Here is a 16,898-nt window from a genome sequence, read left to right on the forward strand (position 1 = left end):
TGGGGGGTATATATATGTGTAATTTTACAGCAATGGATTGTTACCTGTTTGGTCAGGCAACACACTATGATATCTACAAGAAGATGGGTGCTCACTTAGCTGAGCGTAAAGGAAAAAAAGGAGTGTGCTTTGACGTCTGGGCGCCACATGCGAGGGAAGTATACGTGTTTGGTGAGTTTAACGACTGGAATGAGACCAGTCATGAGATGAAGCGTGTAGAGCCGGAAACCATGGGAGTGTATGAGCTTTTTGTACCGGGAGCGCAAAAGGGTCAGATGTATAAGTTTATTATAGTCACTGAACAGGGTGATAAGCTGTACAAGGCGGATCCATACGCAAACTACGCAGAGCTTCGTCCGGGAACAGCGTCAATCATCACAGATATCGAGCACTTCACATGGACTGACAAAGAGTGGATGGATAAGAGAGCAGCAAAGTCAGATGCTGATGTATATTCTTCACCTATGGCTATATATGAGTGTCATCCGGGCTCATGGATGAGACATCCGGGCAGGGATGATGAGGGCTTTTATACATACAGGGAGCTTGCAAAATCACTCATATCCTATGTGAAAACTATGGGATATACACATATTGAGCTTATGGGTATTTCAGAGTATCCGTTTGATGGCTCATGGGGATATCAGGTGACAGGCTACTATGCACCTACATCGAGGTATGGAGAGCCTGAGGATTTTGCATACTTTGTTGATCAGTGCCATAAAAATAATATCGGAGTAATCCTCGACTGGGTACCTGCACATTTCCCAAAGGATGCGCATGGACTTGCCAATTTCGATGGAACAGCCACATATGAGTATGCAGACCCAAGAAAGGGAGAGCATCCCGACTGGGGCACAAAGATATTTGACTACGGTAAGAATGAAGTAAAGAACTTCCTTATCGGAAGTGCACTTATGTGGATAGAAAATTACCACGTAGACGGACTCCGTGTGGATGCAGTTGCGTCAATGCTTTATCTTGACTATGGAAAGAACGACGGACAGTGGGTGCCAAACAAGTTTGGAGGAAATAAGAACCTCGAGGCAGTAGAGTTTTTCAAGCATATCAATACACTCATACTTGGAAGAAATCACGGAACTGTAATGATAGCCGAAGAGTCTACCGCATGGCCAAAGGTAACAGGCAAGGTAGAGGAAGACGGACTGAACTTCAGCTACAAATGGAACATGGGATGGATGCATGACTTCCTTGATTATATGAAGCTGGATCCATATTTCCGTAAAAATAACCACAACAAGATGACATTTGCGATGAGCTATAATGAGAGTGAGAAATATATTCTGGTACTGTCACATGATGAGGTGGTACATCTGAAGTGTTCTATGCTCAACAAAATGCCGGGCTTAGAAGGGGATAAATTCAAGAACCTCATGGCAGGATATGCATTTATGATGGGACACTGTGGAAAGAAGCTTCTTTTCATGGGACAGGAGTTTGCACAGAAGCAGGAGTGGAGTGAGGAAAGAGAACTCGACTGGTATCTGCTTGAGAATCCGGAGCATAAAAAGATCCAGAACTGGGTAAAGGAGCTGCTTCACCTCTATAGGAGAAACCGCTGTCTGTATGAGCTGGATTCAAGCTGGGAAGGCTTTGAATGGATAAATGCAAACGATGCAGACAGAAGCATCTTCAGCTTTATCAGAAAGAGTAAGGATGGCAAGAATAATATGCTCTTTGTCATCAATTTCACACCGGTAGAGAGACCTGATTACAGAGTCGGAGTGCCAAAGCACAAGACATATCAGCTCGTTTTAGATAGTGAGGATCCTAAGTTTACCGGCAAAACGGTACAAGCGCCTGTAAAGAAGGCTGCAAAGGGCAGAGGCAAGGCAGCAAAACAGTCATATAAGAAGCTGGACTATAAGGCAGTCAAATCAGAGTGTGACGGCAGACCATTTTCATTTGCTTATCCACTTGCGCCTTACGGAGTTGCTGTATTTAAATACTAATATACCGGTAAACAGCAGGGTAAAGGACCGCGCCAATTTAAGGCGCGGTCTTTATTTTTGCGTATTATATGTCGATATATAATAAAAAGATAACTATTCAGAACCACAAAAGTACGAAGTAAGAATATCCATAAATAAAGGCTGCAGAGATGGTATATATGCAGGGCACGGAGCAGGAAATATGCAGATAGAGAATTTGATTAATAAAAGCACAGATACGAAAAATACGGACACAAAAACCATAAATGACATGACAGCGGGTATGCGTGTGTCAGACTACATAAAGACAGACAGCAGTGACAATATGTCAAAAAAGGCGGCTGTTGTCGGTTCGTCAAACTCTGTTGATATGTCGGATACGATATATGCAAGACCACAGGCTAAAAACGAAGCCGGGAACAACGATGGCACAGATATGGCAGAAAATCTGCTAAATGACATGAATCAGACCTCAGAAAACAGGCGAAATGATATGATTGTCACTGCAAGCACCACCACGAGTGATGATTACAAAGCTGCAAAGGATGACGGCTACGATGTCATTGTCACTGAGACCGATAAGATAAAAGCAGTGCTGGCAAAGGCAGGTGTAGATATATCCATATATGGAGATGATCTGAGCAGGCAGCAGCTTACAGACATCACGGGAAGCCAGACTGAAGCGGCCATGCTTGTCAATCAGATGAAAGCATATGATATTCCTGCTACAGATGACAATATAAAGGCAGGTACAGATGCCATAGACCGGGCAAAGAGCCTTACAAATATATCCAATGAGACAAAGGCATATCTGGTCAGAAATAACATGAATCCGACGGTTTCCAATGTATACAAGGCTACGTACAGCAGCAGTCAGGTACAAGATTACAGGCAGAAAACCAAAATGACGGAGATATCAGATGAGCTGTTTGAGGAGCTTAAGCCACAGCTTAAACAGATATTAGAGGAAGCTCATATAGACAGTAGTGATGAGAATCTGAATCAGTGCAGGTGGCTGATAGATGAAGATATAGCCGTTACACCTGACAATGTGCTGCTTGCGAATCAGGTAGACTGCATCAACGCAGCAGGAGAAAATGTGAGCAGTGATTTTTATGCAAGGGCAGTGACAGAAGCACTGGCAATGGGAAAAAAGGCTACAGATGCCACTATGTCACAAGATGGTCTGATATTTGACATGGCAAAGAAAGCCTGTGATGTATTAGGTGAGGCGACCGCAGATGACATTGTCACATTAGAGTCAGATAACATACCTGTCACGATAGAGAATCTGTCAAAGCTTATAGCTGCAAGGGGCAAGGATAGTGCAGCATCGCAAGCCTCAGCGAATAAAGCTGCGGATAATCAGATTACAGACAGCCGGGAAGCAAGGCTTGTGACAGCTCAAAGAAAGCTTGAGGAAGCGAGACTTTCCATGACAGCAGAAGCCAACCTTTCACTCATAAAAAAAGGAGTTTCAATAGACACAGAGCCTATTGAACGTGTAGTGGAGCTGCTTAAGCAGCAGGAAAATAAATACTACGGAGCGCTGTTTGGTGATAGCAGTGTAGAGGCATCTGATGATAGGGTACGTATGTACAATAATGTCTGTGATATTTTCAATCAGATGAAGCAGCAGCCGGCGTATGTACTGACCCTGGAATCCGCTGATGACACTGTGTATGAGCTGTATACAGCAGGCAAAGCAATGAAGCAGTCATTAGAAGCAGCAGCCTCAGGATATGAGACTCTTATGACATCACCGCGGGCAGATATGGGAGACAGTATATCAAAAGCATTTCAGAATGTGGATGATATACTTAAAGAGCTTCAGATAGATACATCTGAAAGCAATCGCAGGGCTGTGCGGATACTTGCGTACAACAGTACCGACATCACAGAGGACAATATAAAGCAGATAAAGTCTGTAGATGAGCAGGTGCAGAGAGCATTCAGCGATATGACACCGGCGGTGACGATTGAGATGATAAAAAGAGGCATATCACCGCTTGATATGAGCATGAGTGACATAAGTGACACTGCCAGACGGATAAAATCAGAAAATCCTGACGAAAGGGATGAGAAATTCAGCGAGTTTCTCTGGAAGCTTGAAAAGAAAAATGAAATCTCAGAGAAGGAAAGAGACTCATATATAGGCATATACAGGCTTATTTCACAGGTGGAGCAGTCAGATGGTGCTGTGATAGGCTCACTTGTTAATCAGGGAGCAGATATTACAATGAAAAATCTGCTTACAGCGGTCCGGGTACGAGGAAAGAGTGCCATGGACTATAAGGTGGACGATACCTTTGCCGGAGTGGACAGTGTAAGCAGGGGCATTAAAATTGACTCACAGATAGAAAGCGCATATCATACAAACTGCCTAAGGGATGTGCTTGATACACTTTCACCTGAGAAAATGGAGTTTGTGCAGTATGACAGCTGGCTTGATATGACTCCGGAGCAGTTAAGGCAGGCTGTATATGAGGCAGGCGAGGATAACGCACTGTCAGAGCAATATGCCACAGAACAGCTAAGACAGTTCAATCAGGCAGTTTCGGTGCCTGAGAACGTATATGCTTTTCTAGAGAAATATGATGTAAAAACAACCGCGGTAAACCTCATGGCTGCGTCACGGCTAATGAAAAATCCGTCAGAGGCAGTAAGAAATCTCTGGGAGCGTGGAGACAGTGCTACGGCAAGGGCTCTTTTGGATGAGACTCTAAGACGGTTTTCTGAGTCGGTAAAAAATCCAAAGGAGCTTGCGCAGGCGCAGGAAACGCTGGCTGATACAGCAGAGCATGTTATGGATTCGATGATTATAGAGGATAGGCACACCGGTTCAATAGACCTCAGACAGATGAAGCTATTATGCAGTCAGCTAAGGATAGCTTCAAATATGTCGAGACAGGAAAACTATATTGTACCAATAGAGACTGCTGACGGGGTCACAGGTATGAAGCTTCGCATAGTAAGAGGTGAAGATAAAAAGGGACTGGTTGACATATTCCTTGAGGATAAAAAATGCGGCAGGGTAGCTGCATTTTTTGAGGCAAAGGAAAACTCAGTATCTGCTATGATAGTCACAGACGATGAGCAGACTAAAAAGCTGTTTGAAGATAATATCACTATGTTTGAGGCAGGAATAAGTGATGGTGAACAGCGTGTGCGCATAGATGTGGCACTGGAGCATGATATATCTGCAAAAGAGTCTAAGATGTCAGATAATGAGACTAAAAAGCTGCTTGATGGCAGTGAAAGTGTCCAGACAACCAGACTATATCACATCGCAGAGCAGTTTATTGTAAATGTCCAGAGGGTGATTGCGCAAGATAGTCTGTAACACCGATATATATTGCATGTGCCAGGTCATCCTGATAGTTTTTGTCAGTAAGAAGAAGTGTCTCAGCAGGATTACTCAAGAATCCACATTCTACGATTACGGTCGGGGATGTGGATTTTTTAAGTATAAAGTATTCTTTATTGGGCTTAATGCTTCGTGGCTTTGCGACACAAAGAGAAGTGTTTAGAGCTCCAAGGACAGAGGATGCGAGCTCTTTTCCTGCATCAGAGGCTTCATAATAGAATACCTGTGGACCGCAGCTTGAATTGTCCTCAAAGCTGTTTTGATGGATACTGATGCTGACTGCCACATTGCTTTTAGACATCAGGGCAGTTCTCTTTGTCAGATCATCTGTCTTTGGATGTTTGGAATTATCAGGAGCGAGGTCGCAGTCGGTGGTTCTGGTCATGACAACAGTAAAGCCTCTGTTTTCAAACAGCTGTTTAAGAGCCATTGCAATACTCAGGTTGACATCCTTTTCCATGACGCCGGAGGTGGAAATCTTACCGGGATCACTTCCACCATGGCCCGGGTCTATTACAATAACAGTTGAATTAGTGTTTTTGCCAGTGTTTTTTGCAAGAGCGCAGACACCTCTTCCGAGGTAGAAGGACAGAATAAAGAGAGCTAAAATAAGACAGTATTTGTTTTTCTTAATAATGTACATATATTTTTTCATATAAGATACCTATAAAAAACCCGATGCTCATAGAAGGCATCGGGTGTGTTTGTATATTATATGATTGGCTGATATTATTTATAACCCATAAAAGGTACTGAGTTAGACTGTAGCTGTAAAGGTACGGCCTCTTTCAGTAAGCCTTAAGCAATCAGTTCAGATATTTGATAACAGTATCCCAGACAGATGAATTTTCAAAGCCAAGCTTCCAGAATGCTGCACCGGCGAGCTTATTGTCGTCGACGAGCTTGAGCCTTTTCTCTAAAGATGTAGTGTCCTCGAGCCATACCTTGTACAGCTTGTTGGATACAGACCACTCAGCGTAGTTCTGACCGGATTCTTCATCAAGAGCAGCAGTGGCATTGTTTGTGGCAAGCTGTGCTGCAGCTGCGTCCATACTATATACCTGTGAGGCAACAGTGTACTTTGACTGATCCTCGGTATCGGTTACGGCATCATCGTCCTCCTTTGGAGTGAGCTCCCATATTCTGGTATAAAAAGGCATGCCGAGAATAATCTGGTCAGCGGGAACCTCCTTCAGAGTGGATTCAACACCCTCAGTTACCCACGGAATGGAAGAAACTGAGCCGGCATCAGAGCCCTTATAGTGTTCATCGTATCCCATAATCACAATATAATCGGCAAAGTTTGCCATATCAGAGCGATTGAAGAACTTGTTGAAGCTGGCAGGTACTGTGACATCAACTGAAAGTGATATACCGTTATTGTGACACTTTATGGCGAGCTCTCTGATAAACTCGATGTAAGAGTCTCCATATGCTGCTTCTGTGATATTTTCAAAGTCAATATTTACACCATCAAGCTCATAGTTAAATGCAGCCGACATAATCTGATTGATCAGGGTAGTTCTCGTGGATGTATGTGTGAGCACATATGCTGCATCTACATCAGTATTTTCAAAGTTGCTGAACAGTCCCCATACCTCGATGCCCTGGGAATGGCAGTAGCTGACATAATCCTTGCTTGCTATATCTGCCAGATTACCGTTGTTGTCATTTAAATAAAACCAAGTTGGTGACATTACATTTATGCCCTTGGTTGATGAAATTACCTGGGGCACTTTACTGTTTGCTGACTGGCTTGTTACCTGATTCCAGGCAAGACAGATATCCTTATCCTTCTTGATATGCGTAAAGGTCTCTTCCTCATAGTCAGGATTCGTAAGCTTGGTTTTTTTGCTCTCGGACAGAGCCTTGCTCTTTATATATCCAATAACACCATCCTCAGTGGCAACCTTATCCCATTTGTCACCGGAATCAAGAATAGTAATCTTGTCATCCTTTTTCACCTCTTTTAGAATAGGGCTCTTTATGCCGCCCTTCACGCGGACCTGGGTAGACTTGTTTACAGTGGCACTGTCTATTTCATCCCATTTGCTTGTGATGACGATGCGTGCCGGGTCATCATATGACTTAAAGGTGATATTGGAGTACTGTTTTACATAGTCTAAAGCGATAAGCGCAGAGTCAGAGGTGGCTTTCACGATCGGATAGCCAAAGTCATTGGTCTGCTTGGTGACACTGTAGCTATTGCTGTCAGCCGCCGCTGAGATGATATCAGATGCGGTTGTGTAAAGAAGCACATTCTCATTTGCATCCCAGTAAAATCTGGAATTTAATGAGTCGTGAACAAATTTGTAATCAACGTATATTTTTTTATCTATTATTTTAGCCTTGTAATCGGATAGCTCATTATCTACAATGAGAGCAGCCTCATCATCAGAAGAGATATTGAAATACTCTTTAAGATCCTCTGTCTTTTTCGTAGGGGTGTATTTATTGATAAGAGCAGTTATACCCATTATTATTACAACGAGGATAATAAGTCCGGTTACTATAAGTGCAGGCAATAATTTCTTTTTCATGTGTAAAAATCCTTTCCTATTATTTGGTGTCGAAATTGCTTAAGCTAATTATACCATTGTGAAATAGCATATTCAAATAATATGAAATAAATTTGTAATAAATTAAGAAATTTGTTTATGCATTTTGGCGCGGAAGGAGCAAAAGCTTCCCCCGCGCACATAGCTTTTCTTTTTAAAATATGTCTTTTGGTTGTCTTTTTGCATTTAAACGGGGTAAAGGACCAAAAATATGCTGACATCGATTTCTTCAGAGTAATAAAAATGATATTAATCGTTAATGAATGATTTTTTATAGAAATTGATATTTCCGGAGCTTTCCACACCCAATTTAATTGCTGATTTTTAGTTTCGTTTAATTTGATAAAATATCTGTAAAAATTCCAATATATCAATATAGTTTATTCTTCTATAAAAATACCTCCGTCTATATATAATGATTATGAGTAAAAACTGATAAGTAACAAATGGCCCTATGTCATGAAGCGCTCTGTGGCATTAAAAGTATAAGCCCTCCGAAGGCTTCGGACATAAAATTGATAAACAGCTGGTTAAAGATGTCATTTTGCATCGTGATATTAATTCCTTTCTGATATCTTATCCAGAGTGCCAAACAGGCTGGTATTGATGAGGAACGGGTCCTCTAAGTAAGGAAAGCCTACCACCGGATACTTAAAATGTTTATGGTTAATTGTCTTTTTCTTTTCCACGAGATTAAACAATATTTTTACGCTTTCTGAATCAGTTATTTTGTTTGAATTGAATAGCTCGATAATTCTGTTCAAAGAGCCCCGGTTCCATTTACTTATTGTACACACAGCGATTCTTACGTCACACCTCATAAATTCCTTTAAGGTGTTTGGATTAAGTATGCCGAAATCAATAATCACACGCTCGTATCTCATGTTTAAAATCTCAGTTAGTGTGGACATGACTGCGTGAGGAAAGAAATCTACATTCTTATAAGTAAAAACCTTTTCGTCTGCTGTCTTTGACAGTGAAAGAATTTCGTGTGTACCATTCAGCTCAACATAGGCGGTTCTATACATGCATTTATTGCTCATATAATTACAAAGAGCAAGGCTTATATGTGTTGTGCCTACATTGTGAACGCTGCCACAGACCCCAACTAACTGTGGTGCAGAATGGACTTTCTTAAATATCCTTTTAAAGTGTCTGATAGTGATGCTCCTCCCTTTAGTTCTAACAGCTTTTGAATCAGCGTTTCCTTTTGAACTGAGCTCTTAAACATATCGCTGTCATAAGGAAAGTGATAAACACTGCAATTAAGTAGTGCCGCAATCGCGGAGGCATCCTGTCTGCTGCACATATTACATATAACACTCAGGGAAGCTGTCATTTTTTTGAGAATAGAATGATTCCTGTAGATATCATTCAGATGCCAAAAGCCGCCGTTACATACATATAATACGAGATCCATGTCATATATTTTCTCGTTGCACACATCAGTGCCAAGGTCGTATATCTGTATAGCATCTTTTGGAATATTAAACTGTATACCGTCACTGTAGTCGGGTATGCCCTGAAAGCTTTTGTAATAATAATATCCGTTTTTCTGCTTAAAAATCTGCAGTCCGTCGTGATTACCATGGCAAAGTATGCTTTTTGCTGAGTCTATGTAGATACCATGATATCCAAGGATATTGAGTTCGCAGGTGAGTGAAACGGCCACGTGGGTGGAGCCGCAGCCTCTGTGACTGCCTAAAACTGCTATTTTGTGTATGAGATGTGGCTGACCGGTTAATTTTTGAATTTCCTGTATTTCCTGATATAGCTCTGCGACAGTCACGTAACGCAGTGATGCATCAGATGTTGTTGCTTTTTGGATAATATGCTGAAACTTATGGGAAAAGCTGTCTGGGGTAAAGGTCAGTATATACTGCAGAAGCTGACCTAAGCTGTAAATGTCTGCCGCCGGTGTAATTGTATCCTCGGTAAAGCATTCGGGGGCAGAGAATTCTATATTCCCATAGTGATTGAAGTTATTTCCATCCTGGATAACATATGCCGATACGCCATAATCGATAAGCTTAAGCTTATTGTGGCATACTATAATATGCTCCGGTTTAAGGTCCCTGTAAATAATGGGAGTAGATATCTGTGTATGCAGATAGATAAAAACATTGCATAATTGTTCACAAATATTAAAAAATAAACCTGGGGAAATTAACTGCTGATGAAGCAAAAATGAATCTAATGTCTCGCCGTCGATATATTCCTCGACGATATAGTAAAAAGCATTGTCCTCTTCGAAGTCAAATATACGTGGTATAGACGGATGCTCAAGAGACTTGAGTAGTCTTGCTTCTGATAATGCGGATTCGGCGAAAGCAGAAGATTTAGGAACTTTCTTTAGAGCTCTCTCCTGATCCATAGATATGTGTCTGACAAGCGTAACGCTACCGGAGCTGCCGGTTCCGAGATCTTTAATCATCTCATATTTGTCAAACAAAGAATGATTTGTATTTTTCATACGCTCCTTTTGGGTCGAGCGCACATCTCATGGATAACTTATAACATACCTGTAAAATTATTGCAACACTTTTTTTATTTTTTTTTAATAGACCTCGCGCTTTACAATATGACCGGTGTTTATTATAATAGTTTTACGATTTACACGGATATTTTCGGAAAAGGATGTGAAAAATATGAAAATTGAGAAGGTAAATGATAATCAGATCCGCTGTACTCTTACCAGAGAGGATCTTGAGGACAGACATATAAAAATAAGCGAACTGGCATATGGATCAGCGAAGGCGAAAAGCCTTTTTAAAGATATGGTAGAGCAGGCCAATTACGAGTTTGGCTTTGAAACAAATGATATTCCACTCATGGTGGAGGCAATTCCACTGCCATCAGAGTCTATAGTGCTTATCATCACAAAGGTTGAATATCCGGATGAGCTTGACACCAGATTTTCAAAGTTTTCAGAGGCAGATGACGACTTTACGGACTTAGGAAATGCAGGACAGCCTCCGGTGATAAAGGGAGCTGCTGATATTTTGGAGCTGTTTGAGCGTATCAAGAAGGAAAATGAGAAGACAGCTGACAGTGAGCAGGGCACTGATGATATTACAGAAGAACAGGCTGAGGCTGACGTAGTCAAGCTGTTTGTTTTTGATAAATTTGATGATGTGCGCAGGATTTCGCATGTGCTTGACGGCTTTTACAGCGGCAGAAATGACTTATACCGCGACGCTTCAAGCAATAAGTACTATCTTGTGGCCCACAAGAGTGAGCATACTCCGAAGGAATTCAACAAGGTGTGCAACATCATTTCAGAGTACGCATATCAGAAGAACTATGTGCCTGCCAATGAAGCATTTTTCAAGGAGCATGGTAATGTGATTATTGAAGAAGCTGCCATCCAGACGCTGGCAGCACTTTAACAGAATATTGATTGCAAATAAAAGACGGCCTGCATAAGCAAGCCGTCTTTTCGTAAATTAACCGAGGTCGTGATCGATGAATGTGTTGATTTCAACGACAAGATCATCCGGGTCAAGTCCGTGAACCATAGCAGCCTCTTCGATTGTCTCCATCTGTGATGATGGGCATCCGAGACAGTGCATGCCGATATTTAAAAGTAATGGTGCCACGTTCTGGTCAATCTGAAGAAGATCACCAATCATAGTGTCCTTAGTAACTCTAGCCATTATTGTTTCCTCCTATTAGTCTTTTAATGTGCCTATTATAATACGATTTGCATTTAATTGCAAATTATACTATAAAGATTTTTTTTGAGTAGTTCGATATACTTATTAGACAACGGAATGTTAATACTACAGCAAGGATGCCTGAGAAATTATCAGGAAAGGAAAACACATGAAAATAAACAGGAATATGAGTGCTGTCCGGGCAAATAAGCAGCTCCTCGGTACAGAAAACAGATTATCAAAGTCTATGAAAAGGCTTTCAAGCGGCTACAAGATAAATTCAGCAGAGGACAATCCGGCAGGAATGGCTATCTCCAACAAGATGAAGGCGCAGATAGAAGCGCTTGACCAGGCAAAATCAAATTCATCAGATGCGCAGAATGTCATGAAAATAGCAGACGGAGCACTTGGTGAGGTAAGCAGCATGCTCCAGAGAATCAGGGAGCTTGCGGTACAGGGCGCTTCAGATACATATTCTGAGAATGATAAAAAGGCTTTGCAGTCAGAGATAGATGAGCTCACCAAGGAGGTGGACCGTATATCGGGCGATACGGAGTACAATACAAAGTCACTGCTCGATGGTTCGAGTGATACACGCGTCTATGTAAGGCAGAAGGATGCAAATGGCAATATGACTCAGGTGAACAGCTATATTACCAGAATCAATTTCTCAGACAATGTGGCGTCAGATAAATATGAGCTCACAGTAAATTCGCTCGCAACACAGGCAACAGGAAGTCTTGCGTCTGCCACAAAGCCTGACGCAGAGGGAACGATTTCCATAAACGGTGTGAGTGTGGCGGTGAAGGCAGATATGACTCAGGATGAGTATATCCAGGCGTTGCAGAAGGCAGCGACCACAGCCGGTACTACTATGCAGGTGAATGGTGATAGCATCAGCTTTTTATCAAATGAGTATGGCAGCGACAGCACAGTAAATATATCTCTTTCTTCATCGCTTAAGGCTCTGGCAGGTGCAGGTTATGAGAATGCTGACGATGGAAGTGGAAATATGCAGCTCAAAAGTAATGGTAAGGATGCCGTGGTTACAGGCGGAGAAAATCTGTCGGACAAGACAATAAGAGCCGACGGTAACCGTGTATATGTGGTTGGAAACAGTGGATTTTCAATGGATTTTCTACTGAGCAGTGATATGGATATGACAGCGGGAAGCAGCAATCTGCAGATAGATATTTCAGATATCGGAAATATGGCTGTGCAGATTGGTGCAAACGAGGGACAGGAGATGAAAATCAGGATACCGGAGGTATCATCGCAGACACTTTATCTGGATACGGTAGATGTGACTGTAAAGGGTGGTGCAGACAAGGCAATGTCCACACTTGATGAGGCGATAGAGTATGTCTCAGGTGTGCGGTCAAGGATAGGAGCCTTCCAAAACCGTCTTGAATCGGCTGAGAGCAGTCTTTCTGAGACTTCTGAGAACATGACCGGTGCATATTCCAATATCATGGATACCGACATGGCAACCGAGATGACGGAATACGCAGCACAGAATATTCTCGATCAGGCCGGAATCTCAGTGCTGTCTCAGGCAAATGACCTGCCACAGCAGGTACTTTCACTATTGTCGAGGTAATAAGCAATGAAAAATGAATTGAAGCAGGAGCTCACCAGAAGACTTTGTGCGTGCAACAATGGCGGACTCGTGCTTGTTATGTATGATATATATTTTGGTTTTTCAGATGATGTAAAAAATGCCCTCGTGTCAGAGGACAGGGAAGCCTTGAGAAAGGGAGTGTCGGATGTACAGGCGGCACTTGATGAGCTGATGGGGGCACTTGACTTTAAGTATCCTCTCGCAGGACAGCTTTATCCACTGTACTCATACTGCAAGAGGCTTTTTTCCACAGTGCTTTACTCACTTGATGTGTCGGTGGTGGATGAGACCGACGGCATTATGAAAAAGCTAAGAAGCAGCTTTGAAACCGTAGCTGCCGGTGACAAATCGGCACCGCTTATGGACAATGCGCAGAAGGTTTATGCGGGCATGACCTATGGGAAGGGCAGGCTCACAGAGAGCTTTATAAACGATGATAACAGGGGCTTCCTTGCGTAGGAGGCCTCTTTTTTAGTTCATTAAGCCTCATTAAACCTCATTAAGCCGCTTGGCACAGTTTAAAAGAAATTTATACCGCATGGAAACAGCCTTGGCCTGATAGATATAATAGTCAATTAAATCGGGCTCAACCACATTTTCCAGGTTAGTGTATACAATTTGAAGTTCATCTGTTGTTTTCTTGATGTCATCCTGTAAGGTCTTGTAACCGTCATTTACAGGCGTTTCTTTAAATAATTTCATGAATTCCTCCAACAAAATAAGTCTTAATACAAGTATAAGCAAAAGAGTTTCTTCTATTCACAGATTTTGTAAAAAGTGCTTTTGACATGTGAAAAACCAGTAAAATCAAGGTTTTGACTGTGGATTAATGTGTTGGGTTTAGCTGCATTTTGTGGATAACTAACAAAAAGTATTTATTTTAAAAAAAGCTATAGACAAAATCGGGAGTGCGTTGTTATAATTCGTCTCACGAAAGGAGAGGTGATGAAAATACAGTGATTGTGAAATTAATATCACACCTCATGCTGTATATACTGCTTACAGTAGCAGCAATTGGGGATTTCAAAAATTATAGAATCAGTAACCGGCTGATTCTGACGGGACTTGGTTGTGCGTTTCTATTTCGCTTAGTGGGGGGCAAGGTAGCGAGCATCATCTGGTTTCTTCCAGATATAGTTTTTCCGGTTGTCATTTTATATTTCTTATATCTTTCAGGCATTTTAGGAGCCGGGGATATCAAGTTATTTTCAGTAGTATGTGCATTTACAAATTTAAGATTTACCGCCTTGTGCATGGCAGCCGCTTTTGTGGCGGCAGCGGGATATGGTCTCATAAGTATGGTGCTTAAAAAGGAGCTCTTTGTGCGTATGAGGGATGGATTTTTATACTTAAACGGTATACTGTGTGGCAGATTTATGCGGTACCGCGGACAGGGGAAAGCTGTTAGTTTCGCGGTATACGTGCTTTTGGGAACAGCCATGGCAGATATATGGGTTTACGGCATGAGGTGATGGAAGGAGGGTTAAAGTACCATAGATGAAAAAAATCAGACTAGGAATTTATATTGAGGATTCAGAATATGGCGACAGACTGACATGCTATTTCATGAATCATTATAAGGTTCAGCTGGAGATACATATGTATACCATGAAAGAGCAGCTGGAACACTTAGAGGGCGAGATAGATATCATGCTTTCAAGTGAGCTTGACCAGTGGAATAACAAGTATATCCCACTGATACAGATTGTTGAGGAAACACCTATTGAGAGTGAGGAGGGTATATACTTTGTGGAAAAATATCAGGAAGTAAACCGTATAGTGGAAGAGATTTTAAAGCATGTGGGCGGTGAGGTGAGAGACCTTAAGAGTGAGGGCTCTTTGATAGGTCAGACGAGGCTTATAAGCGTGTATTCACTTGCTGATAATCAGTATCAGATGCCTTTTGCGATGACTTTGTCCTCTATTTTGAGTGAGAATGAAAAGGTACTGCTTATGGATTTTCAGGAGAATAGCGGATTATCACGGATGCTTGAGCAGAGTGTGGAGCATAATCTGGACGAGCTATTGGTGATGGCCGAATCCGGACGATACTCGACCAACAGGATAAACAGCTGTATCGGAAGAAAGCATAAGCTGGATTATGTATATCCGATTGAAAATACAGAGTGTCTGTGTGAAATAAATACGGTAATATGCAACAATCTGCTTCAGATGCTTGGCAAGGAAATGCACTATGACTGCATAGTTCTCAATATGGGAACAAGATTTAAGGGCTTTTTTGATATTCTTGACAGATGCAGTGATATCTATCTGGTACAGAAAAAAGGCGGAATCAGCCAGTGGAGAGAGTACGAGTTTACTGAGGAGCTGATGGAAAGAGGTCTAAGCAATGTAGTTGAGAGGATTAAGCTGATTGAGCCTCCGGTCATCACGACACCGGTATCTACATGTGATAAGCTTGTGGAGCTGTGGAAGTGGAATGAGTTTGGAGATGTCATAAGAAACATGACTCGGGGTATTTCGTGTGCTGGATGATTTTGGACAGAGAATAAGAGATATTATACTTTCTGAAATGGATTTGTCCAGAGAGCTGAGTGATGAGGAAATATGTGATTTAATCGGAAGCGTGGTTTCAAGAGAGGCACGCGACAGACCAATGACTATAAAGGATAGAGCGGAGCTTGAGCGCACCATATTCAACTCTCTGCGTAAGCTTGATGTGCTGCAGGAGCTGGTGGATGACAGGGATGTGACTGAAATTATGGTAAACGGTCCCAATGATATATTCTATGAAAAAGCCGGAAGAATCCAAAGGTTCAAGGGTCATTTTTCATCGGAAGAGAAGCTGGAGGATGTGATACAGCAGATTGTGGGACGCCATAACAGGGTTGTAAATCAGGCATCACCGATAGTTGATACCAGGCTTAGTGACGGCTCCAGGGTAAATATAGTGCTAAACCCCATATCTATAGGCGGCTCGGCCGTATCAATCAGAAAGTTTCCGGAGCATCCTATGAGCATGGAGAGGCTTGTTGAGATAGAAGCTCTCTCGCCGGAGGTGGCAAGGCTTCTACAGATACTGACGCAGGCCAAATACAATATATTTATTTCCGGTGGTACAGGCTCCGGAAAAACGACCTTCCTGAATGCTCTGTCACAATATATTCCTGATGATGAGAGAATTATTACAATTGAAGACTCAGCGGAGCTGCAGCTTCTGGGAGCTAAAAATATAGTAAGGCTTGAGACAAGAAATGCAAATACCGATGGGGTTACTCCAATTACAATAAGAGATCTTATCAGGACGGCTCTTCGTATGAGACCGGACAGGATAATAGTGGGCGAGTGCAGAGGTGCAGAGGCGCTTGATATGCTTCAGGCTATGAATACAGGACATGACGGCTCGTTGTCCACCGGCCATGCCAATTCACCACATGATATCATTTCAAGAATTGAGACTATGGTGCTTCAAGGTCAGGATTTCCCACTCAATGCGATACGGCAGCAGATAGCATCCGGAATAGATATTATTGTCCAGCTTGGCAGGCTGAGGGATAAAAGCAGGAGAGTCCTTGAGATATCAGAGGTGGATGGATTTATGGATGGTGAAATTGTGCTGCATACGCTGTATCGTTTTGAGGAAACCGCTGTTTTGGACAGTGGGAGGATACAGGGCTTTTTAAAGAAAGCAGGGACACTTTGTCACACCGACAAGCTTATGGCAGCAGGGCTTAGTGTATAGGCTGTTATGTGGCATTTAAAGTAAGAAAGGCTGTAGCTGTC

At 42.2% G+C, this 16,898-nt stretch carries 14 protein-coding genes; 8 read left to right on the top strand and 6 right to left on the bottom strand.

What is annotated here, in order from left to right:
* Window positions 1-14 precede the first annotated feature (14 nt).
* Together glgB and EUBREC_RS00140 are read left to right on the top strand one after the other, a co-directional pair.
* Window positions 15-1,973 carry a 1,4-alpha-glucan branching protein GlgB gene (gene glgB, locus EUBREC_RS00135; protein WP_022293646.1) on the top strand — a complete coding sequence of 653 codons (1,959 nt, stop codon included), beginning with the start codon at window positions 15-17 and terminating at the stop codon, window positions 1,971-1,973.
* A 181-nt stretch (window positions 1,974-2,154) separates the two neighbouring features.
* Window positions 2,155-5,295: a DUF6240 domain-containing protein gene (locus EUBREC_RS00140; RefSeq protein ID WP_012740957.1), complete on the top strand. Its 3,141-nt coding sequence runs from the start codon at window positions 2,155-2,157 to the stop codon at window positions 5,293-5,295.
* Here EUBREC_RS00140 and EUBREC_RS00145 read toward each other — a convergent pair.
* The 4 genes from EUBREC_RS00145 to EUBREC_RS00160 all read right to left on the bottom strand — a co-directional run bounded on the left by EUBREC_RS00145 (window position 5,252) and on the right by EUBREC_RS00160 (window position 10,350).
* Entirely contained in the window at window positions 5,252-5,974 is a 723-nt protein-coding gene (locus EUBREC_RS00145; RefSeq protein WP_012740958.1) for an N-acetylmuramoyl-L-alanine amidase, read from the bottom strand. The genes EUBREC_RS00140 and EUBREC_RS00145 overlap by 44 nt on opposite strands.
* Before the next feature lie 151 nt (window positions 5,975-6,125).
* Window positions 6,126-7,859 carry a glycosyl hydrolase family 18 protein gene (locus EUBREC_RS00150; RefSeq protein WP_012740959.1) on the bottom strand — a complete coding sequence of 578 codons (1,734 nt, stop codon included), beginning with the start codon at window positions 7,857-7,859 and terminating at the stop codon, window positions 6,126-6,128.
* 575 nt (window positions 7,860-8,434) lie between these two features.
* Complete coding sequence (locus tag EUBREC_RS00155; protein ID WP_012740961.1) at window positions 8,435-8,905, bottom strand: hypothetical protein; 471 nt, start codon at window positions 8,903-8,905, stop codon at window positions 8,435-8,437.
* Between the two features lie 80 nt (window positions 8,906-8,985).
* Window positions 8,986-10,350, bottom strand: a complete 1,365-nt coding sequence (locus tag EUBREC_RS00160) for a serine/threonine protein kinase (RefSeq protein ID WP_041253741.1) — start codon at window positions 10,348-10,350, stop codon at window positions 8,986-8,988.
* A 175-nt stretch (window positions 10,351-10,525) separates the two neighbouring features.
* On the opposite strand from EUBREC_RS00160, the gene EUBREC_RS00165 reads away from it, so the two are divergent.
* Complete coding sequence (locus EUBREC_RS00165; protein ID WP_012740964.1) at window positions 10,526-11,266, top strand: adaptor protein MecA; 741 nt, start codon at window positions 10,526-10,528, stop codon at window positions 11,264-11,266.
* Between the two features lie 57 nt (window positions 11,267-11,323).
* On the opposite strand, the gene EUBREC_RS00170 is transcribed toward EUBREC_RS00165, so the two are convergent.
* Entirely contained in the window at window positions 11,324-11,533 is a 210-nt protein-coding gene (locus EUBREC_RS00170; protein ID WP_012740965.1) for a DUF1858 domain-containing protein, read from the bottom strand.
* Window positions 11,534-11,702: 169 nt separating this feature from the next.
* On the opposite strand from EUBREC_RS00170, the gene EUBREC_RS00175 reads away from it, so the two are divergent.
* Both EUBREC_RS00175 and EUBREC_RS00180 read left to right on the top strand, forming a co-directional pair.
* Entirely contained in the window at window positions 11,703-13,133 is a 1,431-nt protein-coding gene (locus EUBREC_RS00175; protein ID WP_012740966.1) for a flagellin N-terminal helical domain-containing protein, read from the top strand.
* A 6-nt stretch (window positions 13,134-13,139) separates the two neighbouring features.
* Window positions 13,140-13,613, top strand: coding sequence for a flagellar protein FliS (locus tag EUBREC_RS00180; protein ID WP_012740967.1), 474 nt, complete (start codon window positions 13,140-13,142; stop codon window positions 13,611-13,613).
* Between the two features lie 30 nt (window positions 13,614-13,643).
* Here EUBREC_RS00180 and EUBREC_RS00185 read toward each other — a convergent pair whose 3' ends face one another.
* Entirely contained in the window at window positions 13,644-13,856 is a 213-nt protein-coding gene (locus EUBREC_RS00185) for a DUF2508 family protein (RefSeq protein ID WP_012740968.1), read from the bottom strand.
* A gap of 254 nt (window positions 13,857-14,110) precedes the next feature.
* Between EUBREC_RS00185 and EUBREC_RS16515 the strand changes: the two genes are divergently transcribed.
* From EUBREC_RS16515 to EUBREC_RS00200, 3 genes are read left to right on the top strand one after another with little or no spacing between them, the layout of a single operon-like run.
* A complete protein-coding gene (locus tag EUBREC_RS16515) occupies window positions 14,111-14,626 on the top strand; it encodes a prepilin peptidase (protein WP_049757173.1) in 516 nt (171 codons plus the stop codon).
* Window positions 14,627-14,651: 25 nt separating this feature from the next.
* Window positions 14,652-15,650, top strand: coding sequence for a hypothetical protein (locus tag EUBREC_RS00195; RefSeq protein WP_012740970.1), 999 nt, complete (start codon window positions 14,652-14,654; stop codon window positions 15,648-15,650).
* A gap of 37 nt (window positions 15,651-15,687) precedes the next feature.
* Window positions 15,688-16,857 carry a CpaF family protein gene (locus EUBREC_RS00200; RefSeq protein ID WP_049757248.1) on the top strand — a complete coding sequence of 390 codons (1,170 nt, stop codon included), beginning with the start codon at window positions 15,688-15,690 and terminating at the stop codon, window positions 16,855-16,857.
* Window positions 16,858-16,898: the final 41 nt, after the last annotated feature.

Origin of the sequence: Agathobacter rectalis ATCC 33656 (assembly GCF_000020605.1) — a bacterium.
Classification (GTDB): domain Bacteria; phylum Bacillota; class Clostridia; order Lachnospirales; family Lachnospiraceae; genus Roseburia; species Roseburia rectalis.

Excerpts from the sequence above, each read along its gene's own strand:
- glgB (WP_022293646.1), top strand. The coding sequence starts at position 15 with ATGTGTAATTTTACAGCAATGGATTGTTACCTGTTTGGTCAGGCAACA.
- EUBREC_RS00140 (WP_012740957.1), top strand. The coding sequence starts at position 2,155 with ATGCAGATAGAGAATTTGATTAATAAAAGCACAGATACGAAAAATACG.
- EUBREC_RS00145 (WP_012740958.1), bottom strand. The coding sequence starts at position 5,974 with ATGAAAAAATATATGTACATTATTAAGAAAAACAAATACTGTCTTATT.
- EUBREC_RS00150 (WP_012740959.1), bottom strand. The coding sequence starts at position 7,859 with ATGAAAAAGAAATTATTGCCTGCACTTATAGTAACCGGACTTATTATC.
- EUBREC_RS00155 (WP_012740961.1), bottom strand. The coding sequence starts at position 8,905 with ATGTATAGAACCGCCTATGTTGAGCTGAATGGTACACACGAAATTCTT.
- EUBREC_RS00160 (WP_041253741.1), bottom strand. The coding sequence starts at position 10,350 with ATGAAAAATACAAATCATTCTTTGTTTGACAAATATGAGATGATTAAA.
- EUBREC_RS00165 (WP_012740964.1), top strand. The coding sequence starts at position 10,526 with ATGAAAATTGAGAAGGTAAATGATAATCAGATCCGCTGTACTCTTACC.
- EUBREC_RS00170 (WP_012740965.1), bottom strand. The coding sequence starts at position 11,533 with ATGGCTAGAGTTACTAAGGACACTATGATTGGTGATCTTCTTCAGATT.
- EUBREC_RS00175 (WP_012740966.1), top strand. The coding sequence starts at position 11,703 with ATGAAAATAAACAGGAATATGAGTGCTGTCCGGGCAAATAAGCAGCTC.
- EUBREC_RS00180 (WP_012740967.1), top strand. The coding sequence starts at position 13,140 with ATGAAAAATGAATTGAAGCAGGAGCTCACCAGAAGACTTTGTGCGTGC.
- EUBREC_RS00185 (WP_012740968.1), bottom strand. The coding sequence starts at position 13,856 with ATGAAATTATTTAAAGAAACGCCTGTAAATGACGGTTACAAGACCTTA.
- EUBREC_RS00195 (WP_012740970.1), top strand. The coding sequence starts at position 14,652 with ATGAAAAAAATCAGACTAGGAATTTATATTGAGGATTCAGAATATGGC.
- EUBREC_RS00200 (WP_049757248.1), top strand. The coding sequence starts at position 15,688 with ATGGATTTGTCCAGAGAGCTGAGTGATGAGGAAATATGTGATTTAATC.